The sequence below is a fragment of the Corynebacterium sp. NPDC060344 genome (assembly GCF_042725215.1).
GTDB lineage: Bacteria > Actinomycetota > Actinomycetes > Mycobacteriales > Mycobacteriaceae > Corynebacterium.
Window position 1 is genome coordinate 456,443 of record NZ_JBHXCS010000001.1, and the last position, 21,363, is coordinate 477,805.

Consider the following 21,363-nt stretch of genomic DNA (forward strand, 5'->3'; position numbering starts at 1 on the left):
GCGCCGGCTACTCCGGCACGGGGCACACCACCGGTACGCCATCGTCGTCGAGGACCCGGGCGCGGATGCCGTAGACCTCGTCGAGCAGCTCCGGGACCAGCACATCGGCCGGCGCCCCGACAGCACGGATCACGCCGTCGGACAGCACCGCCAGCCGATCGCAGTAGCGCGCCGCAAGGTTGAGGTCGTGGATGGCGACCAGCGCCACCGCACCATTGGCCGTCGCCTCGCGGCGGATGAGCTCCAGCAGCCGGACCTGGTGGCGCAGGTCCAGGGCGGACGTGGGCTCGTCGAGAAGCATCACCGCAGGCCGGCGCACCAGCATCTGCGCGACGGCGACCAGCTGGCGCTGGCCTCCGGACAGCTCGCCCAACCCGCGGTCGGACAGCCCCTCGATGCCCAGCGCGGCCATCGCCGCAGCCGCCGCGGCCAGCGCATCGTCGCCGACGCGCCACATGCCGCCGCGCCGCGACGAGGCCAGCACCGACTCGAACGCGGTCAGCGACGCCGTGCCGGGCAGGTCCTGCGGCACGTACCCGATCGCATCGCGCGCCGCGGCCCCGGCGAGCACGCCGTCGCCGGCATCGACGCCGACCATGCCGTGGCGCACGCGGTCGATGCCCGCGATCGCCTTGACCAGCGTGGACTTGCCGGCCGCGTTCGGGCCGATCAAACCCGTCACCGTGCCACCGGGCACCGGGCCCAGATCCACGCCCCGGAGCACCTCGCGGCGGCCGTAGGAGCGCCGCAACCCTTCCACCGTCAATGTCGCAGCCATGTCAGCGCCCTCCCAGCAGGCGGCGCCGCGCGAGCACGAGCACCACGAAGAAGGGCACGCCGACCAGGGCGGTGATGATCCCGATCGGGATGGCGATGCCCGGCACGATCGTGATCGACGCGGCATGCGCCGCCGCCAGCAGCGCCGCGCCGGCGGCCATCGCCGCGGGGACGAAGAAACGGTGGTCCTCGCCGACGAGGATGCGCGCGACGTGCGGGCCGACCAGGCCGACGAAGCCGATGATCCCCGCGAACGCGACGGCCGTCGCCGCCAGCAGCGACGCGATGACCAGCGTGGTCGCGCGCAGCATGGGCACGTCGACGCCCATCGCGGCGGCGCGGGCCTCGCCCAGCCGCAGCGCCGTGAGCTTCCACGCCGAGACCATGGTGAACGGCACCGCGATCAGCAGCGCCCCGGCGATCAGCCCGTTGGCCGTCCACGTCGCGCGGCCGAGCGACCCCATGGTCCAGAACACGATCTGCTGCAGCGCCTCGGTGCTGGCGCGGTACTGCATCAGCGCCAGCAGCGCCTGGAACAGGAAGACCAGCGAAATGCCCAGCAGGATCATCGATTCCGACCCCGCCCCGCGCCAGAGGGCGGCGATCATGACCACGGCGACGGCGATCATCGCCGACGCCCACGCCACCGCGGCGAGGTTGAACTGCGGGTTGGCGATGACCGTCCACCCCATCACGATCGACGCCGCCCCGCCGAACGCCGCGGCCGCCGAGATGCCCAGCGTGAAGGGCTCGGCCAGCGGGTTGTCCAGGATGGTCTGCATCTGCGCGCCGGCCAGCGACAGCGCGGCGCCGATGAGCACCGCCATCACGGACATGGGCAGGCGCAGGTCCCACAGCACCGTCCGGGTGCGGTCGTCGACGGAGCCGGGGTCGGCGATGCCGCCGAGGACGTCGCCGACGCTCAGCGGCAGCGGGCCCACGACCGTGGCCACGACGAATGCGGTCGCGGCCGCCGCGGTCAGGAGGGCGATCGCGGCGATCTTGCGCCGGGCGCGGGCGCGGTACCCGGCGGCCGCGTCGGCGGGTTCGGGGATGATCTCCGCGTGCGGTTCGGGCTTGACGACGGCCTGCGTCACTTGCCGTCCCCCGTGGACGCGAAGAAGGTGCCGGACAGCTCGAACGGCAGCCACTCGCGGTGGAACTCGGCGAAGTCGGCGACGGGGTCGACGTCCTTGAACTTGTCGGGGTGGAGCCAGGCGCCGATCTGCTCCAGCGCGAAGACGTTGTAGGGCGAGTCGTAGAACTGGTGGTACAGGCCGTGGAGGTTGCCCTCCTTCGGAGCGGCCAGCTGGTCGAAGCCCGGCGTGGCGGTCAGCCCGTCGAGCGCGGTGCGGGCGGAGGCGTCCTTGGCGGCGTAGCCCAGTTCGACGTGCGGCAGGACCGCGGGCTTCTCCGGGTCCGGGGCCCACGAGCCGCCGGTGGCGATGATCGCCTCGGGCTCTTCGGCCAGCACCTTCTCGGCGGTGACGTCGCCGAACTCGGTGTCCAGGATGCCGTCGCCGATGTTGTCGCCGCCGGCGGCGTTGACCAGGTCGCCGATGTTGGAGTCCTTCACCGTGGCGCAGCAGTCCTTCAGACCCGCGGCGCGCCACACGAAGGTGCGGGGCTTGTCCTTGACGTCCTTTACCCGGCCGGTGATCTCGTCGACCTTGGCCTCGTAGAACTTGGCGAACTTCTCGGCGGCCTCGTCTTCGTCGAGCACCCGACCGAGCACGCGCACCGACGTCGTGGTGTTCTCCAGCGGCTTCTGGCGGAAGTCGGTGAACACGTACTTCAGGCCGGCCTGATCCAGCTTGGCCAGGAAGCCGTTTTCCTCGGCGGCCTTCTTGTGGTCGAGGGTCATGACGATGACGTCGGGGTCGTGGGCCAGCAGGTTCTCCACCGTCACGTCACCCTTGGAGATCGTGCCGATGACCGGGATGTCCTTCGCGGCGGGGTGGGCCTCGAAGAGCTTCTCCTCGAATGACGGGGCACCGGAGTGCAGGTCCCCGCCCCAGGCGACCACGCGATCGGTGGGGTTGTCCTTGTCCAGCATCGCCGTGGCGAAGGCCGCGCGGCCCTCGCCGAGGATGACCCGCTCGGGGCGCGCGTCGAAGGAGACGCTGCGCCCGGCGACGTCGGTGACGGTGAATCCGCCGCCGGCTCCCCCGGACTCCCCGGACGGGGATTCGCCGCCTGCCGCGCCGGGCATGGAGCAGCCGGTGAGCAGGAGCGCGGCGCCGGCGAGCGCGGCGGTCGCCGCGGTCACCTTTCGGTTGATGGGACGGTGCACGTGGTGTGCCTTTCTGGTCGGGGCCGCGGTGGCGGCCGAGTGCGTCGCGCGGCGACGGGTGCCCTAGTGGGCGTATCGCCGCGAGCCCGCGACAACGTTCAATAAGGTCACGCATTGCAGGCGAGGTAAGTCTTACCATCCTTGAACGCCGTCCAGCAATGGCCCAGCCCACGGCGCATTCGACGGCCGGATCCTCGCCCAGCCCGCGGCCAGCCTGCGATCAGCCCCCGACCAGTCCGCACCCACCTCCCCCAAAATGATGCGCGCCACATTGTTACGCATTCGTTATTCTCGCCGCTCACAGGCGGCATTAAGGTTCCTGGATGGGCGGTCGGCCGGAAAAACCCAGGTCACCGTTTTGCACGCCCCAACGGATGCATGACAACGTCGTTGAGTCACTTTTACGCACGTAGACATGAAATCCCACACCAGAAGGAGTGGAAGCACTTGCAAACGACGACTTGGTATCTCATCGCCATCGTCATCTACCTGGCCCTGATGCTCTACATCGGCTACGCGGCCTACCGGAAGACGACCGAATACGACGACTACATGCTCGCCGGCCGCGGCCTGCATCCGTTCGTCGCCGCCTTGTCCGCGGGCGCATCCGACATGTCCGGCTGGCTGCTCATGGGCCTGCCAGGCGCGATCTACCTGTCCGGCCTCAACCAGACGTGGATCGCCATCGGCCTGTGCATCGGCGCGTGGGCGAACTGGAAGCTGACGGCCCCGCGCCTGCGCAGCTACACCAAGGTGGCCAAGAACTCGATCACCATCCCGTCGTTCCTGGAGAACCGCCTCGAGGACCGGACGAAGGTCCTGCGCGTGGCGTCGGGCATCATCATCCTGGTCTTCTTCACCTTCTACGTGTCCTCCGGCATGGTCGCCGGCGGCCGTTACTGGGAGTCCACCTTCGGCGGCGACTACATGACCGGCCTGCTGCTGGTCTCGGGCGTCACCGTCGCGTACACCCTGTTCGGCGGCTTCCTGGCGGTGTCCTACACCGACGCCGTGCAGGGCATCATCATGTTCCTGGCGCTGATCATCGTGCCCATCGTCGCCATGTTCGTGCTCACCGGCGAGGGCGAGCCGGTCTCCGACCTGTTCTCCTTCGCCGCCGAGAACCCCTACCCGGGCAGCGAGGGCGCGCCGGTCGAGGGCTTCTTCAACCCGTTCTCCGGCATCCCCTTCCTCGCCGCCGTCGGCCTGATCGGCTGGGGCCTGGGCTACTTCGGCCAGCCGCACATCATCGTGCGCTTCATGGCGCTGCGCTCCCCCGCGGACGCCGTCGCCGGCCGCCGCTACGGCATCACGTGGCAGATCCTGTGCATGATCGGCGCGACGATGGTCGCCATCATCTCCACCGTGTTCTTCGCCCGCCACCCGGAGGCGACGATCACGGACAAGGAGGCGTACGAGACCATTTTCCTGGACCTCACCCGCGTCATCTTCCACCCGCTGGTCGCCGGCCTGATCCTCACCGCGGTCCTGGCGGCGATCATGTCGACCATTTCGTCGCAGCTGCTGGTCTCCTCCTCCGCGCTGATCGAGGACCTGTACCGCGGCGTCGTGAACAAGAACCTGAAGTCGTCGACGTCGATGCTGGCGTCGCGCATCGCGGTGGCCGTCGTCGCCATCGTCGCGGGCGTCATCGCCGCGAACCCGAACTCGTCCATCCTGGATCTGGTCGGCTTCGCGTGGGCCGGCTTCGGCTCCGCGTTCGGCCCGGTGGTCGTGGCGTCGCTGTACTGGCGCCGCCTGAACATGCCGGGTGCTGCGGCGGGCATCATCGTCGGTGCGATCGTGTCGTTCGCGTGGGGCCAGAGCGCCCTGACCGACGTCATCTACGAGATCGTGCCGGGCGTGCTGGCCTCCACCATCGCGATGGTCGCCGTCACCCTGATGACGAAGAAGCCGTCCGCGGCCATGATCGAGGAGTTCGAGCGCGCCGCCGCTGAGGCGAAGGCCCCGGCCGCGCCGAAGGGTTCCGCGGTCAAGGCCTAGGCTCCGCCGGGCACACCCCGTCGGGGGTGGCCGCAGATTAGACGGAACCGCATGACGGCGGGCCGCGTCCATAAGAACGTGGCCCGCCGTTTTCGCATTCCCGTCCCCCGTTGCCCGTCCCGGTTCTTCGCTTTACGACGCCTCCTCCCCACCCTTTCCGCCCTCCTCCTCGCAGCTGCCGCGGGGTGTTCCACCGAGCCCGGTGCCGATGCCCGTGAGGTCGCCGTCCTCCTCGCGTCCGTCCGCGTCGTGCCGGAGCGGGTGACGGTGCTCGGATACGACAGAGCTCTGTTCGGCGATTGGGCTCCGGTCATTGGCACTGGATCAGCCGGCCCTGGAGTTGCTGGCGCTGGAGTTGCTGGTGGCGGAGTTACTGGTGGCGGCGGAGCCAGTGGAGTGCGCGACACCCGCGATGCCGTGCTCGCCGAGTGGTCAGCGGGCACCGGCCAGATCGCGGACGTGTACACCGGCGAGAATCTCGAGCCGGACATCGCGGACATTGACGTGGACCACGTGTATCCGCTGGCCGCCGCCTGGGATTTCGGGGCGCATGCGTGGGACGCGCGGACCAGGCGCGCCTTCGCCAATGACGCCGAACTCAATCTCGTGCCGGTCGCCTCGGCGGTCAATCGGGAGAAGTCGGATCTCACGCCCGCCGAGTGGCTCCCGCCGGAGCGCGATCTCCGCTGCCCCTACTCCCACCGCTACTTGAGCGTCGCCGCCTCCTGGCAGTTGCCCATCTCCGTCGACGACTGGAAGGCAATGGCCGACTCCTGCAACATCCGCGCCCGCACCTGACCCCGAGCTCACTGAGGCCGCACTCAACAACACCGCATTCACCGACCCCGCACTCACCAACACCACACATCGACGCGTCACTTATCGACGCCGCGTCGATACCACTTGGGCGCTCGCCCACCCCATCCGCTAACATGGCGCCCCGATGGAGAACCCGCTTTACCCGGCGGTTTCCCTATGAACCAGCCCACACCCGCCATTTGAAAGGCCCACGTGAACAACGTCGTCCTCATTGCCCACGTCGTCGCGGCGATCCTGCTGCTCGGCCCGGTCACCGTCGCCATCTCGATGTTCCCCCGCCTCGCGCTCGCCGCCCGCGACGGCGAAGCCGGCACCATCGGCGCCGCCCGCGCCATGCATGCCATCACCCGCACGTACGGCCTGTTTTCGCTGGCCGTGCCGCTGCTGGGCTTCGGCGTCATGTTCACCGACCTGGATTACTACCTCAAGCAGGGCGCGCTGCACACCTCGATCCTCCTCGCGGTGATCGCGTGGGCGCTGCTGTACTTCGTCATCACGCCGAAGCAGTCCGTGATGATGGCCGGCCTCGGCGTCGCCGGCGAGGACGAGCTCGCCGATGATCCGGACTTCCGCAAGCGCGCCGACAAGGCCGCGAACCTCGATTGGAAGAAGGCCAAGGGCCAGCTGGCCATGTTCTCCGGCATCTTCGGCGCCCTGTGGCTGATCACCGCGGTGCTCATGTTCTTCATCTAGGCACTCAGCCAGGAACGAGCAACACCGCCTCGATCACGCGCCAACCGGCCGATGGGATGTCCCCGTCGGCCGGTTTTCGCGTTCCCGGGCACCCCACACCGCCGACTCCCCCACTCCAGCCTCGCGGCCACGCCCCACACCATCGACTCCCCCGCCATCGGTCGCCTCCGCGTGCCCGAGATTCAAGATCAGAGTTTTCGTGTCGGCTTTTCCGGCCACGAAAACTCTGAGGTTGAAGAATTCGACCCCCAATTCTTCAATCTCAGAGCATCCGTGACCTCCGTAGGTCCCACGAAAACTCCGAGATTGAATGGCCGTCGCCAAGCGACGCGACTCGAGCCTCCGACCTGCACAAACGCGAGCGTGCCACACAAGCCCCGCAGCGACGTTGGCGGGTACGCGTGCACGCGGGGAGATCTCCAACGCCGCTACGGGCCGCACAGCGCTCCGGCGTTGTGGGCAGGCGCGAATAGACGGATCGGCGGCGGGATTGCGGTGGGCACCGGCACAGAGCTTTTGCTTTGCGACGCCCACCGACACCCGATAACGCCGTCACGCTGGAATTGGGCCGCTCGCCAGCACCGTTGTTTTCGCAGCCGAAGGATACGTAGGGTCGCGGGGAGGGAGCGGCGTTCACCGCACCCGCCCCGCGCGCAGCACTGGGCAACCCCCGTCCGGCGCGGGGACCGCCCGATTTCGCACGAGGAGGATCCATGGCCCCCACGCATGACTCACGCCACCACATCGACGACGACGGACGTGACGACGGCCTGACCCCCCTCGACGACCTCGTCGACGCGGCGGTGGAACGCGCGCTCGGCTGGCTCGCCGAATCCGAGAAGGTCAGCGGCCGCTCGACCTCGGGCGACGGCGCTTCGAGCGACGGCAACGCAGCCGCGGGCGCTGGCTCCGGCACCGTCTCGCCGGCGACGACCGGCGGCGAGGAGCCCGAGGACCCGATCAAGGACGCCTCGGACCACGCGGCCGAGCAGCTGGCCAAGCTGGTCCACGACCCGGCGGGCGTGGACTACACCATGGCGTTCGTCGACCAGGTCGCCCGCCCCGAGGACCACGCGACGGCCGCGCGCCAGCTGGCAAACCTGACCAGCGGCACGAAGACGCCGGCCTTCCTGTCGATGCTCGACCGCGCGGCGATGAAGCTCGGCGGCGTGATGGCCCCGAAGCTGCCGTGGCTGGTCATGCCGATCGCGCGGCGCCGCATGCGCCAGCTGGTCGGTCACCTCATCCTCGACTCCGATGGTGAGGCCCTGCACGAGTTGCTTGCCGACGCACGCACCCGCGACCGCCGCCTCAACCTCAACCTTCTGGGCGAGGCCGTCCTCGGCGCGAAGGAGGCCGAGCGCCGCCTGCACGACACGATGGCGCTGCTGCGCGATCCGATGGTCGACTACGTCTCCGTCAAGGCGTCGAGCGTCGTCTCCCAGCTCAATCCGTGGGATTTCGACGGCAGCGTCGAGCGTCTCGTCGGCACGCTGCGCCCGCTCTACCGCATCGCGGCCGATGCGCCGGGACAGTCGGATCGCACGTCGCCGCCGTTCATCAACTTGGACATGGAGGAGTACCACGATCTCGACCTGACGCTGGAGGTCTTCGAGCGCATCCTGTCGGAGGACGAGTTCCTGGGCATGGAGGCCGGCATCGTGCTGCAGGCGTATCTGCCGGATTCGGTGGCGGCGCTGGAGCGGCTGATCGGCTTCGCCAGGCAGCGGGTTGCCCGCGGCGGCGCTCCGGTGAAGGTCCGCCTGGTCAAGGGCGCGAACCTGTCCATGGAGACCGTCACCGCCGACTCCCACGGCTGGGTCCGCGCGCCGTATGCCACGAAGGCCGAGACCGACGCCAATTACCTGCGGCTGCTCGACCGGGCGCTGCGGCCGGACGTCGCGGACGCCCTGCGCGTCGGCGTCGCCAGCCACAATCTCTTCTCCATGGCCGCCGCGGTGGAGCTTGCCCGGTCCAGGGGCGTCGAAAAGCAGATCGATGCCGAGATGCTGCAGGGCATGGCCCCGATGCAGCAGAAGGTGATCCAGGAGGACGTCGGCCGCCTGATCCTGTACACCCCGGTCGTCGACGCGGACAGCTTCGACGTCGCGGTGAGCTACCTGGTGCGCAGGCTCGAGGAGAATGCGGCGGAGGAGAACTTCCTGCACGCGATGACCTCTGTCGACGAGGGTGAGCGCGCGGGCGGCGATGGGCCGTCGCCGCGGTCGCCGGAGTCGCCGATGTCGGGCCAGGAGGAGCGGTTCCGGCAGGCGGTCGACGAGCGCGATGCGACGTTGGCCGAGCCGCGCCGCACGCAGGACCGCCGGGTGGAGGGCCCGCCGACGGCGGCGGACGCGAAGCCGGGCACGACCACGACGCCGCGGGCGGGGAAGGCGAAGCGGGCGCCATCGCTGACGGATTTCGCCAACGAGCCCGACACCGATCCCGCGCTGCCGGCCAACCGCGAGTGGGCGGAGGCGCTGGTCGATCCGGCGAGCGATCCGGGCCCGTCGCGGGCGCCGCTGATCGACGACGTCGCCGACGTCGATGCGGTGGTCCATCGCGCGACGCTGGTGCAGTCGGCGTGGGCGGACCTCGGCGAGCACGGGCGCGCGTCGGTGCTGGAGGTCGTCGCGGAGCGGTTTGCTTCTCGACGGGGCAGCCTCATCGCCGCCGCCGTGCACGGCCCCGGAAAGACGGTCGCGGAAACGGATCCGGAGATCAGCGAGGCCATCGACTTCATCCGGTACTACGCGGCGTCGGCGAGGACGCTGGCCGAGGAGCCGGGCGTGGCCTTCACGCCCAATCGCGTGACGGTGGTCGCGCCGCCGTGGAATTTCCCGGTGGCCATCCCGGTCGGCGGCGTCGTGTCGGCGCTGGCGGCGGGTTCGGCGGTGATCATTTCGCCGGCGCCGCAGGTCGTGCGCGTGGCCGAGGTCGCCGTGGCCGCGCTGCGCGAGGGCCTGAAGGACGCCGGCGCGGACCCCGATCTGATCCAGCTGGCCAACACCGACGAGGGCGCGGCGGGCAAGCACCTGATCACGCATGACGACGTCGACGCCGTCGTGCTCACCGGCGCCTCCGAGACGGCGGCGCTGTTCCGCAAGTGGCGGCCGGAGCGGCCGGTGCTGGCGGAGACGAGCGGCAAGAACGCGATCATCGTCACGCCGGCGGCGGACCCGGATCTGGCGGCGGCGGACATCGTGTCCTCGGCGTTCGGCCATGCCGGGCAGAAGTGTTCGGCGGGGTCGCTGGTCATCCTCGTCGGCGCGGCCGGCAAGTCCGAGCGCCTGCTGGAGCAGATCCTCGACGCCACCCGCACCCTCGAGGTCGGGCATGGCCGGGACCTGTCCACGGACATGGGCCCGCTGGTCGAGGAGCCCGGCGACAAGCTGCGCCGCGGCCTGACCGCGCTGGAGCCCGGCGAGTCGTGGCTGGTGCGGCCGCGCCAGCTCGACGAAGAGGGAAAGCTGTGGTCACCTGGCATCCGCGACAACGTGCGCCCCGGATCGTGGTTCCACCTGACCGAGTGCTTCGGGCCGGTCCTGGGCGTCATGCGCGCCCCCGACCTGGAGACGGCCATCGAGTGGCAGAACGCCGTCGACTTCGGCCTGACCGGTGGCATCCACACCCTCGATTCGTCGGAGGTGGCCACGTGGCTGTCCAAGGTCGAGGTGGGCAATGCCTACGTCAACCGGCACATCACCGGCGCAATCGTCCGCCGCCAGCCGTTCGGCGGCTGGAAGGGCTCGTCGGTCGGGCCGGGAGCGAAGGCCGGTGGGCCGAATTACGTGGCGCAGCTGGGGACGCTGCACGATGCGTCGTCGTCAAGCATGCCGAAGGCCAGCCCGGGCCGTGCCGTCGGCGCGGTCCTGCGGGACCTGGCCAATGCGCTGCGCGAGGGCGCGGCGGGGTCGGCCGATACGCGCGAGGCGACGGCGCAGCTCATCGACGATGCCATCGAGTACCTGAAGGGTGCGGCCGGATCCGACGCGCACTGGGCGGGCACCGAGTTCGGCGTGCCGCGCGACGAGTCCGGGCTGATCGGCGAGGCCAACGTGTTCCGCTACCGGCCGTACCCGACTCCCGTGGTGCGCGTCGGGCCGGGAGCCGATGCCGTGAAGCTGGCCCGCACCGTGCTCGCCGCGGCGGCCGCGCACGATGCCGTCGGTGCGGCGGAGTCGGCCACGGGCACGCGGCGCGCCGGGGTTCCGGTGATCAGCGTCGCGCCGTCGGTGATCGGCGATGCGGAGGCGGCGTCGCGGCCGGGCACCTCCCCCAGCCGCGCCGATTCGCCCATCGCCTCGACGCTGCGGGTGCTGTCGGCACACGAGCTGATCGAGGTCGTCGTCGAGGATGACGCCGACTTCACCGCCCGGGTGTCGGCGGCGCCGTCGTCGCGCGTGCGGTGCCTCGGCGCCGTGCCGACGAGCGCGCTGAAGGCCGCCGCCGAGAACGGCTCGTGGCTCGATCCGGCGCCCGTCGTGCAGAGCGGCCGCCACGAGATGCTGCACTACCTGCGCGAACAGTCGATCTCGTGGTCGCTGCACCGCTTCGGCCACGTCTCGGCCGGCGCGGAGGAGGGCCTGCGGAAGGCACTGCGCGCATAACGGTTGAGTAACGCAGGGGCCACGATGCGGCCACGGTCGCCGTCAGCCCTTGCGTTGCCCACCCAACACGACCACGGTGGGGCCCACACGTTGATCGGACCATGGTTCCGGCGCAACGACACGGCACAGGAACCGGACACGGATAACGGCCCGCTCGACGCGATCCGCCGCCCCCGACCCCGATAGTTCGACCTCCGGCGGATCGGAGAGGACACCATGTTCGACATGTTGAACGCTCCCCGCTTCCGAACCACCCGCACCATCCGCACGGCGACGGTCGCCACGGCCGCCGCCGCGACCCTCACCTTCGGCGCCGCCGCCGCGGCGATCGCGCCGCAGGCCACGGCCAATCCCGGCGAGGTCCGCGAGTGCGTCTCGGAGATCACCCCCGAGCGCACGGCCGATGCCATTTCCCGAGCCATCTCCACCGGCGACATCGCCGCGGGCCACGATTGGGCACCGAACAAGGCCATGGAGTACCTGGGCGGCGACTGCGACGAGGTCACGGCCCAGCCGGTCTCGGCTCGCGGCGGTGACCCGTCGGCGCCGACGGCGCTGCTGCTGTTCCGCCCGGGCAGTGGCGAGTACGCCCGTGCGGCCGAGATCCCCGGCTTCGTCGCCGAGGGCCCTGCCTGGGGCGCACAGACCAGTGGCATGGTCCACATCGAGCGCACGGCGCGCGACGTCATCCGCGTGAAGTGGGCCAATGAGGCCGGTGCGACGGCCACGGTCGACTACCGCTACGTCCACGGCCCCGACGGCCCGCCCCGCTACGAGTTCGAGCTGGTCGACGGCACGGGCCACAACTAGCGGCAGCTCCGCTTTCCGGCTTCTGCTTCACGACGTCCCGGCCCGCACCCATCCCCCGGGTGCGGGCCGTTCGTCGTGGGCGTTACCGGCGACATCCCACGACCGGGAGAACCTGCGACGTTGCCTGACGCCGAAAACGGTCGACACGCCCAACACTCGGAGCGCCGGACCGTCGTAAAGCAGTCCGCCCACTGCCCACCACTAGAGTCCGCGCCGGACGTTCGTGTCATATGGTCAACGCTCCCAAAACGGCCGCGTCAAAACCGCAGGTGGTCAAACCTGCTACTCATGAGCGTTGACCATATTGCACTAACTCCGCTCGAGCGCCCTCGGCCGGCAGGACTTCTGTGCACACAAGCCCCGCCGACACGACTTCGGTGAGCGCAACCCCCGCCGGCCCACGTTCCACCAACACACACTCGGCCAGCACGAATCCGCCGACGCTCGCACGGCCGACACACGTTGAGCCCGCCCGGGCCGGAACCTGGCCGATCCCGCAGCGTGTTGAAAATTGTTGCAGACAACACAATCTGAGCAGTGCTCAATAGGTGATAGGGTCGCGTTGTTACATATCCGCCGGGGCTGCCACGCGGGTGGCCCCTTCTTCCCGAACGGACGCGACGCCCACGATGAAGAACAAGAAGCGAGGCGCGGGGTTCCTGCGGGTGCTCAAGTACGCCCTGCTGGTCCTGGCGACCGTTGCGCTGGTGAAGATCGCCTTCTTCCCCGCCAACCAAACTCCCCAGCACGTCAGCTCAGGCGACTTCTCCCAGCCGACGGCGGTGATGGAGAAGGGCACGATCAACAACGAAACCAAGCTGTCGGCGACCATCCTCCGCGATGCGCCGACACCCATCCGCGCCACCGCCGCCGGCGAGGTCACCACCGTCTACGCAGCCTCCGGGCAGCCGGTCAACGCAGGCCAGGGCCTGATCCAGGTGAAGACCACGACGATGCCCGCCGGCAGCGCCGGCACCTCCGGCTCCAACGCCGGCGGCAACACGGGCGGCAACTCGGGCGGCAATTCGGGCACCGACGCGGACGCCGATTCCGCCGAATCCGCGCCGACGCCCCAGCCCGTCGTCAGCTACAACAACATCCCGGCCCGCGCGGGCGGCACCGTGCAGCTCACCGTGGTGGTCGGGCAGTCGGTGGAGGTGGGCCAGGAAATCGGCACGATCTCGCCGAGCTCCTTCCACGCGCTGGCGCAGCTCAAGCCGAGCCAGCTGTACTCGATGGGCGATGCGCTGCGCTCGGGCACGCTGTCCATCACCGACGGGCCGGGACCCTTCCTGTGCTCGGAGGTGAAGGTGGTCACTGCATCGTCGGCCGCCACCGGTGGCGCCGGTGCATCCGGTGACGCCGCATCCTCCGGCGCGGCCGCGGGCGGCTCCGGCGGCGGCCCGCAGATCCGCTGCGCCATCCCCAACGACCAGACCGTCTACGAGGGCATCCCCGCGACGCTGACCATCGGCGGCGCGACGACGGGCGAGGTCAACACCCTGCCGGTCACCGCCGTGGAGGGCCGCTTCAACGAGGGCGTCGTCTTCGTGCCCGCCCCCGATCCCGCCGACAAGCCCATCAAGCGCAAGGTCCAGCTCGGGGCGAACGACGGCAAGAAGATCGAGATCAAGGGCGGCCTGAAGGAGGGCGAGGAGGTCCTGATGTTCGTCCCCGCCAACTCCGGCGCCGGCACGGGATCCGACTCCGGTTCCGACTCCGACTCCCCCGACGCCGACCCCGACGCCGATGCCAACTCCGATGCCCCGGCCGGCAACTGACGGCGCGCCGCGATGCTGAATCTGACGCGGGTCACCCGCACGGTGGAGTTGCCCAATGGCGAGATGCTGCCCATCCTCCAGGGCGTTGACCTGGAGGTGTTGCCGCGCGATCACGTGAGCATCATCGGGCAGTCGGGCAGCGGCAAGTCGACGCTGCTCAACATCATCGGCATGCTCGATCTGCCGGATGAGGGCACGTACACCTTCGATGGCACGGACGTGTCCACGCTTTCCGACGCCTCCCTCGCCGCCCTGCGCGGCGATTCCTTCGGGTTCGTCTTCCAGCAGTTCAATCTCTTCCCCTCGCGCACGGCATTGGACAACGTCGAGGTCCCGTTGATGTACGACAAGGGCCCGAAGTTCTGGAAGCGCCGCGAGCTCGCCGCGGAGATGCTCGACAGGGTGGGCCTCGGCGATCGCCTCGACGCGATGCCGGGGCGGCTGTCCGGCGGCGAGCAGCAGCGCGTGGCCATCGCGCGTGCGCTGGTGCGCCGGCCGAAGGTCATCCTCGCCGATGAGCCCACCGGCGCGCTCGACCTGGACACCGGCAAGATCGTCATGGAGCTGCTCGAGGAGGTCGCCGCCGAGAACGACTCCGCGCTGATCCTGATCACCCACGACATGGAGGTCGCCGAGCGGGCGCACCGCATCGTCGAACTCCGGGGCGGGAGGCTTCACGACGACTCGCTCCTCCGCTCCCCCCACCTCCCCATCGCGGGCGACGACGCCGAGACCGGCGCGGACGCCGACCGTGCTCCGGATTCCCATGCCGCTGGTCCAGACGCGGACGCCGACGACTCGGCCCGTACCGTGGAGTTCACGGAGGTGACCGGCGATGAATAAGTACGCCTACTCCCTCACGCCCTACCTCGGCGCGCTGCTGGAGGCGTGGCACGAGCTGCGCATCAACCGCAATCGCATCATGTTGTCGCTGGTCAGCGTCGCTGCCGCCGTGTGGGCGATGTCGACGGTGATTGCGCTGGGCAACATCCTCACGTCCTCCTCCGAGGCCGCCACCGCCCAGTCCACCGGCATCGCCGGCACGGTGACCATCACCGCGTCGCCGGGTTCCGGCATCGAGACCAACGGCGGCGCCCCCGACGGAAGCTCCGGTGGTCCCATGGCGGGGTTCTTCCCGCCGTCCGGGTCGGGAGACGCCGCTGCGGAGGGGTTGGACGTCGTCAAGCCGGACGGTTCCATCGACGACGCGTTCTCCGGCGCGGCGCGCGCCACCGTCGACCAGGTCCGCGCGAACACGTGGACGCGGATGCGGACGCAGCCGCTCGACGTCCTCGTCCCCGGCAAGCCCGCATGCGACCCCGTGCTCGACCCGACGTGCGTGCCGGCGCAGGTGCCCGACCTGTACGGCGTCGACCCGGGGTGGTTCGACATTCATCGCCGGACCATCATCGAGGGCCGCGCGCTGCAGCCGGGCGACGGCGAGCGCCTGATGAACCCCACCGTGGTCAACGAGGCCCTGTGGGAGCAGCTCGGCTTCCCCGACCCCGCCGCGCACCCGACGTTCACCGGCCGCGAGACCGGCGCGACGCAGTTCACCGTCGTCGGCGTGATGAAGGGCCTGGGCACCTGGGACTCCCCGCTCGCCGTGACCTCGTACGACTCGCTGATGTACGCCGGGCACTCCGCCCTAGGCTCGCCGCGGCTGCTCGTCGCCGCGCCGCTGGAGGAGGCCAAGCAGGCGCAGCGCACCATGACCGACATGATGCGCGGCCACCTCGGCGGCGGCTGGCAGATCAGCGGCTCGACGGCCGACCGCAGCGTGGAGCAGACGGCGCAGATGAACTCGATGATCACGAAGGTGCTCGGCGTCATCGGCGGCATCGTCATCGCGCTGGGTGCGCTGGGGCTGCTGACGGTGTCGATCGTGACCATCGGCCACCGCGTCCGCGAGATCGGCATCCGCCGGGCGATGGGCGCGTCGGCGGCGAGGATCTTCATTTCGGTGTTCCTCGAGTCGATCGTCGCCACCACCGTCGCCGGTGTCGTCGGCGTGGTGCTGTCGATCGTCACCGTCAAGCAGCTGCCGCTCGAGGCGATGCTCGGCATGCCCATCGACCTGGGCACCGTGCCGTATCCGCTGACCGCGGCGTTCATGGGCGTGGCCATCGCCTCGCTGGTCGGCGCGCTGGCCGGCGTCATCCCCGCGACCATCGCCGTGCGGGTCAAGCCCATCGACGCGATCCGCTTCTAGGGCCGGCCGGCCTTCGGGCCGGCATGGCTTTACGACGAACCGGCCCGCACCCCGTTGAAGGGTGCGGGCCGGCTGTCATGCGCCCGTCCCCCGCCTCATCGCCGAGCACCACAGCTTCGGGCACGTGGCCGATTGCTCAACAGGCGCCCGGCACACCTCAGATTCCGTAGCGCCCCACGGACCGTTCGTGTCGTATGGTCAACGCTCCCGATTCGACCTCACCAAAACCCCTGGTGGTCAAACCTGCTACTCATGAGCGTTGACCATATGGCACTAACGCCGCCGGGCCCGTCTGGCCAGAGCATGCCTCCGGCCGACATGGCTTTACGACGAACCGGCCCGCACCCCGTTCAAGGGTGCGGGCCGGCTGTCATGCGCCCGTCCCCCGCCACATCGCACCAGTTGGATGCGGTGAGGGGCGGGGGACGTGGGCGTCGTAAAGCAGCTCAGGTGTGAGCCGCGGCGGGACTAGTCCCAGCTGCCGCGGCCACCACGGCCACCGCGATCATCGCGGCCGCCCCGGTACCCGCCGCGGTCGCCGCCGCGCCCGCCACGATCGTCTCGGCCGCCACGGTAACCACCGCGATCGCCGCCACGGCCACCACGGTCATCGCGATTGCCGCGGTACCCGCCGCGCCCGCCGCGATCGTCGTCGTCGCGTCCGCCGCGGTAGCCGCCACGTCCGCCACGGCCACCGTCATCATCTCGGCCACGGCCGCCTCGGAAACCACCGCGACCACCACGGTCGCCGCCACGGCCACCGCGATCACCGCGGTACCCGCCACGGTCGCCGCCGCGCCCGCCGCCACGGCGATCATCGCGATCGTCGTAGGCGTGCGAGCCATCGTCGACGTTCGTGCCGTCATCCGGGGTGATGTGGATGAGCTGGCCGGAGATGCGGGTGTCCTTGAGGTTCTCGAAGACCTGCTGCGGCATGTTCGCCGGCAGCTCGACCAGGGTGTGGTCGCCGCGGATGTCGATGTGGCCGAAGTCCTTCGACGTCAGGCCACCCTCGTTGGCGATGGCGCCGACGATCGCGCCCGGGCGCACGTGCTGGCGGCGGCCCACGCTGATGCGGAACTTGCTCATGCCGTCGCGGGTGAACTCGGCGCGCTCGGCGCGGCGGGCTGCATGCTCGCTGCGGCGGTCGCGCTGGCCGCGGCCGCCGCGGTCCTCCTCGAAACGCCCGCGGCCATCACGGTCGCGGCCGCGGTCGTCGCGCTTGCGGCGCGGCTGCTCCTTCATCAGGAAGTCGCCGTTCTGCGACTGCGCGGCCAGGGCGGCGGCGATGTCGACCAGCGGGGTGTCGTGCTCCTCGGCGTATTCCTGGATCATCTCGCGGAACACCGGCACCTGGCCGTCCTCGAGGGCCTCGGTGATGGCGTCCATGAACTTGGACTTGCGGGAGTCGTTGACCTCGTCGACGGACGGCAGCTGCATCTCGTGCAGGGACGACTTCGTCGCGCGCTCGATGGAGCGCAGCAGCCGGCCCTCGCGCGGGGTGACGAACAGCAGCGCCTCACCCGAGCGGCCCGCGCGGCCGGTGCGGCCGATGCGGTGGACGTAGGACTCGGTGTCGTGGGGAATGTCGAAGTTGACCACGTGGCTGATGCGGTCGACGTCGAGGCCGCGGGCGGCGACGTCGGTGGCAACGAGGATGTCCAGGCGGCCGTTCTTCAGCTGGTCGATGGTGCGCTCGCGCTGGTTCTGTGCGATGTCGCCGTTGATGGCGGCGGCGGTGAAGCCGCGGGCGCGCAGCTTCTCGGCGAGCTCCTCGGTTTCGTGCTTGGTGCGCACGAACACGATCATCGCCTCGAACTCCTCGACCTCCAGCACGCGGGTGAGGGCGTCGAGCTTGTTGCGGTGGGCGGTCATGAGGAAGCGCTGGCGGATGTTGTCCGCGGTGCGCGTCTGCGACTTGACCGTGATTTCCTGCGGGTCGTTGAGGTACTGCTTGGACAGGCGGCGGATCGCGGCCGGCATGGTGGCCGAGAACAGTGCGACCTGCTTGTCCTCCGGGGTGTCGGCGAGGATGCGCTCGACGTCTTCCTGGAAGCCCATGTTGAGCATCTCGTCGGCTTCGTCGAGGACCAGGAAGCGCAGGCCGGAGATGTTCAGCGAGCCCTTTTCCAGGTGGTCGATGACGCGGCCGGGGGTGCCCACGATGATCTGGGCGCCGCGGCGCAAGCCGGAGAGCTGGATGCCGTAGGACTGGCCGCCGTAGATCGGCAGCACGGAGATGCCGCCGAGGTGGTCTGCGAAGGACTGGAAGGAGTCGGCGACCTGCAGGGCCAGCTCGCGGGTCGGCGCGAGGACCAGGGCCTGGGGCGCGCGGACGGAGCGGTCGATGCGGGCGAGGACGGGCAGCGCGAACGCGGCGGTCTTGCCGGTGCCGGTCTGCGCGAGGCCGACGACGTCGCGGTCGTTCATCAGGGTCGGGATCGTCGCGGCCTGGATCGGCGACGGCGTCTCGAAGCCCACCTTCGTCACCGCGCGCACGACCTCGTCGGGCAGGTCGAGCTCGTCGAAGCCGGGGGTCTCGTCGGCGTCGTCGTTCTTCTTGCCGGCCTTCTTGTTGTCGGCCTTCTTCTCGTCGGACTTGGTGGTGTCCGCGGACTTGGTGGCGGCCGCGTCGTCGTCAAGCTTTTCCTGCTTTGCGACGCCCACGTCCTCGCCCTTCTGCGCCTCTTCCACCTCGGCGTTGGCCTCGAAGGGGGCTTCGTCGACGTTGGAGACCTCGGTCTCGTCGACCTGCACGGCCTCGGTGTTCTGCTCCGCACCCAGCTCTTCGCGGATCACGTCGTTATTCTCGTTATTTCCCATGTTCTTACCCATCTCATCGCCCGTCGTCGGGGCGTCTTCCCGGCCCCTCGGGGCCTCATGTGCGGCTCGTCCGGCCGTCTCGTCCGCGGTCTCGTTCGCCGCGTGCTCTGCATTCAAATTGTCATCGTGGGCCGTTGCGGCCCGCCCATCGTCAGTGTCCGCGGTGGTGCTCATATCCCTGCTGACCTGCGCAGCATCAACCGTCGACGTGTTCAATACGTCGTCGAGGGTGAGGGGTGCGCTGTCGTGCGAGCTATCCGTGGATACCGATTCGTCATAGTTCTCCGGCGTATTCGCGTCGCCGGCACCGTCATCGGTTGTGCTCATTGCCCGCGCCACGTTACCCCGTCTACATGCCGAAATGCGATTAACTCGGCCCAACGGTGGCGGAGGTCACTATATGTGCGGACATATCGAGTGGCGGGTGGGGTGGGGGCTGGGTGCGGGCGCGGCGGTGCGCGGGCGAAGTGCGGGGTGCGCGGGCGCGGCGGTGCGCGGGCGAAGTGCGGGGTGCGCGGGCGCGGTGCGGGTGCGCGGGCGCGGTGCGGGTGCGGCGGTGTGCGACCGCCGCCTGAACCGCTCCCCTGGCGCTGCGAGGGCTGCACATCTGACGAGTGTGCGATCTGAGGCCTCCAGCGCACACTCGTGGACGGCCCTGGACGGCCGCCAGCCCTGCGCGCCACACTCGTGGACAGCAACGAGACCTGCGCGCCCCGTTTCGTGTCGCAGAGATACCAACGGCGCGTCGACAACTACGTTTGCGCAGGTCGCCGAAATCGGTGGCATCTCCTCGGCACGAGACCGCCGCCGACGCGACACTCCCCTCGCCTCCGGCGTCGAAATCGCAATTTAGCGGCACCGCCGGCGGGATTCGTGCAAATGCGGTTACACCCCACCCGCCCCGAACGACATCGTCGCAGGTCACGGGCTGCACATATGAAGCGGTGGCATCACATATGCACGAGCAGGACGCGGCGCTGACATAGACGCCCGCCGCGAGGGCTGCACATCTGACGAGTGTGCGAAATCGGGACCCCAGCGCACACTCGTCGCCGACTCTGGCACCGGCGGCTGGGCCTTAGTGCCATACGATCAACGCTCCCGGATCGAGCCTCGCAAAACCGCAGGTGGTCAGAAGTGCTACTCGCGAGCGTTGACCATACGACACGAAGACGCCGCACATTCGGATTCCCCGGGGCTACAACCACCGAGTCGGCTGCACATCTGACGAGTGGCCGCGGACTGGGGCTCCACGGGGCCTGCTTGTCGACGAGATCGTGACCCAGCGCCCAAATCCTGATTTCGTCGCGAGCTCCGGCGAAATGACGGCGAGCTGTCGGCCTCGGCCGCCCCCTTTTTTCTACTTTCGACAACCTAACCTTCGGCTAAACTGGCGCTCACCGAAGTCCGGCATCCCTGCACTCCGCTGCCCGCCACTCCCCGATAGGCGACGCCATGACGACGACACCTCCCGCGCCCGGCTCCGATTCCGGGCACAACGGCGACACGCGCCCCAGCTCGAGCGGCACAACCAGCACCGGCCCAACCTCCGCGCCCGCCGGCAAGAAGCGCATCGTCGAAATCGACGCGGTCCGCGGTTTCGCGCTGTGCGGCATCCACGTGGTGAACGTCTATCAGCAGGTCGTGTTCCCGGCGATGTTCGGCGAGCTGCGCGGCAAAGGCGTCACAGTATTCCCGGACCTGGTCAGATACGGGTTCTACGAACGGTTCTTCCCCATCTTCACGCTGTTGTTCGGACTGGGGTTCGCCATCTTCTTGGAGTCCGCGGCCGCCAAAACCGACTCGCCGCGCACGGTCCTGGCCAGGAGGCTCGTGGCGCTGGCGGTCATCGGCATCATCCACCAGGTCTTCCATCAGGGCGAGGCGCTGCTCCCCTACGCGATCTTCGGCCTGATCTTCCTGTTGCCGGCGTCGTTCCTGAAACCATGGCCGACAGTGGCCGTCGGCATCGTGCTGCTGCTCATCGGCGGCCAGGTCATCGCGGGCTATGGCGTGATGCCGGGGCTGCTGGTCATCGGCCTGGCGTTGGCCGGCCTCGGAGTACACCGAACACTGCGCACGCACACGGGGGCATGGGCCGCGGTGACCGCCATCTTCGGCGCGATCACCGCCGCCCATTGGTGGTCGGTGTGGGCCGGCATCGACCTGCCGCGCCTGTCCTTCGGCCTGGCCTCCCTGCCCGATCAGCTCGCCGGCGTCGCCACCGGCATGTTCTTCGCCTGCCTGTTGATCCTGCTCATGCGCATCCCCATCGGCCGCCCCCTCGCCGCCGTCCTCGCACCGATGGGCCGCATGGCGCTGACGAACTACCTCATGGCCACGGTCCTCATCCTCGCCGCCTCCCCCGCCCTCGGCATCGCGGACACGTCGGATTGGCCGCAGATCGCGGGGCTGGTCGTGGGCATCATCGTCGTCGAGGCGATCTGGAGCCCCCTGTGGCTCGCGCGCTTCCGCTACGGCCCGGCCGAATGGGCGTGGCGGTGCGTGACGTGGTGGCGAAAGGTCCCCATCCGCCGCTGA

At 69.6% G+C, this 21,363-nt stretch carries 13 protein-coding genes; 9 read left to right on the forward strand and 4 right to left on the reverse strand.

Going from position 1 to position 21,363, the window contains the following annotated elements; translation table 11 throughout:
- Positions 1 to 7: 7 nt before the first annotated feature.
- From ACFWGD_RS02070 to ACFWGD_RS02080, 3 genes are read right to left on the reverse strand one after another with little or no spacing between them, the layout of a single operon-like run.
- Positions 8 to 778: an ABC transporter ATP-binding protein gene (locus ACFWGD_RS02070; RefSeq protein WP_377776843.1), complete on the reverse strand. Its 771-nt coding sequence runs from the start codon at positions 776 to 778 to the stop codon at positions 8 to 10.
- Position 779: 1 nt separating this feature from the next.
- A complete protein-coding gene (locus ACFWGD_RS02075; RefSeq protein ID WP_377777017.1) occupies positions 780 to 1,832 on the reverse strand; it encodes a FecCD family ABC transporter permease in 1,053 nt (350 codons plus the stop codon).
- A 38-nt stretch (positions 1,833 to 1,870) separates the two neighbouring features.
- Positions 1,871 to 2,989 carry an ABC transporter substrate-binding protein gene (locus ACFWGD_RS02080; protein ID WP_377777018.1) on the reverse strand — a complete coding sequence of 373 codons (1,119 nt, stop codon included), beginning with the start codon at positions 2,987 to 2,989 and terminating at the stop codon, positions 1,871 to 1,873.
- A gap of 528 nt (positions 2,990 to 3,517) precedes the next feature.
- On the opposite strand from ACFWGD_RS02080, the gene putP reads away from it, so the two are divergent.
- The 8 genes from putP to ACFWGD_RS02120 all read left to right on the forward strand — a co-directional run bounded on the left by putP (position 3,518) and on the right by ACFWGD_RS02120 (position 15,999).
- Positions 3,518 to 5,074 (forward strand): sodium/proline symporter PutP, encoded by a 1,557-nt coding sequence (gene putP / locus ACFWGD_RS02085; RefSeq protein WP_377776844.1) that lies wholly within the window; start codon positions 3,518 to 3,520, stop codon positions 5,072 to 5,074.
- Between the two features lie 396 nt (positions 5,075 to 5,470).
- Positions 5,471 to 5,872, forward strand: a complete 402-nt coding sequence (locus tag ACFWGD_RS02090; protein ID WP_377776845.1) for a DUF1524 domain-containing protein — start codon at positions 5,471 to 5,473, stop codon at positions 5,870 to 5,872.
- 213 nt (positions 5,873 to 6,085) lie between these two features.
- Positions 6,086 to 6,586: a DUF2269 domain-containing protein gene (locus ACFWGD_RS02095; RefSeq protein WP_377776846.1), complete on the forward strand. Its 501-nt coding sequence runs from the start codon at positions 6,086 to 6,088 to the stop codon at positions 6,584 to 6,586.
- Positions 6,587 to 7,299: 713 nt separating this feature from the next.
- Positions 7,300 to 11,196 carry a bifunctional proline dehydrogenase/L-glutamate gamma-semialdehyde dehydrogenase gene (locus tag ACFWGD_RS02100; RefSeq protein WP_377776847.1) on the forward strand — a complete coding sequence of 1,299 codons (3,897 nt, stop codon included), beginning with the start codon at positions 7,300 to 7,302 and terminating at the stop codon, positions 11,194 to 11,196.
- 225 nt (positions 11,197 to 11,421) lie between these two features.
- Positions 11,422 to 12,006, forward strand: a complete 585-nt coding sequence (locus ACFWGD_RS02105) for a hypothetical protein (RefSeq protein ID WP_377776848.1) — start codon at positions 11,422 to 11,424, stop codon at positions 12,004 to 12,006.
- A 629-nt stretch (positions 12,007 to 12,635) separates the two neighbouring features.
- Positions 12,636 to 13,787: a hypothetical protein gene (locus ACFWGD_RS02110; protein ID WP_377776849.1), complete on the forward strand. Its 1,152-nt coding sequence runs from the start codon at positions 12,636 to 12,638 to the stop codon at positions 13,785 to 13,787.
- Between the two features lie 12 nt (positions 13,788 to 13,799).
- Positions 13,800 to 14,630, forward strand: a complete 831-nt coding sequence (locus tag ACFWGD_RS02115; RefSeq protein WP_377776850.1) for an ABC transporter ATP-binding protein — start codon at positions 13,800 to 13,802, stop codon at positions 14,628 to 14,630.
- Positions 14,623 to 15,999, forward strand: a complete 1,377-nt coding sequence (locus ACFWGD_RS02120) for an ABC transporter permease (protein ID WP_377776851.1) — start codon at positions 14,623 to 14,625, stop codon at positions 15,997 to 15,999. Before ACFWGD_RS02115 ends, ACFWGD_RS02120 begins: the two co-directional genes overlap by 8 nt.
- A 468-nt stretch (positions 16,000 to 16,467) precedes the next feature.
- Here the strand turns inward: ACFWGD_RS02120 and ACFWGD_RS02125 are convergent, their stop codons facing one another.
- Entirely contained in the window at positions 16,468 to 18,822 is a 2,355-nt protein-coding gene (locus ACFWGD_RS02125) for a DEAD/DEAH box helicase (RefSeq protein WP_377777019.1), read from the reverse strand.
- 1,455 nt (positions 18,823 to 20,277) lie between these two features.
- Here ACFWGD_RS02125 and ACFWGD_RS02130 point away from each other — a divergent pair.
- Entirely contained in the window at positions 20,278 to 21,363 is a 1,086-nt protein-coding gene (locus ACFWGD_RS02130) for a DUF418 domain-containing protein (protein ID WP_377776852.1), read from the forward strand.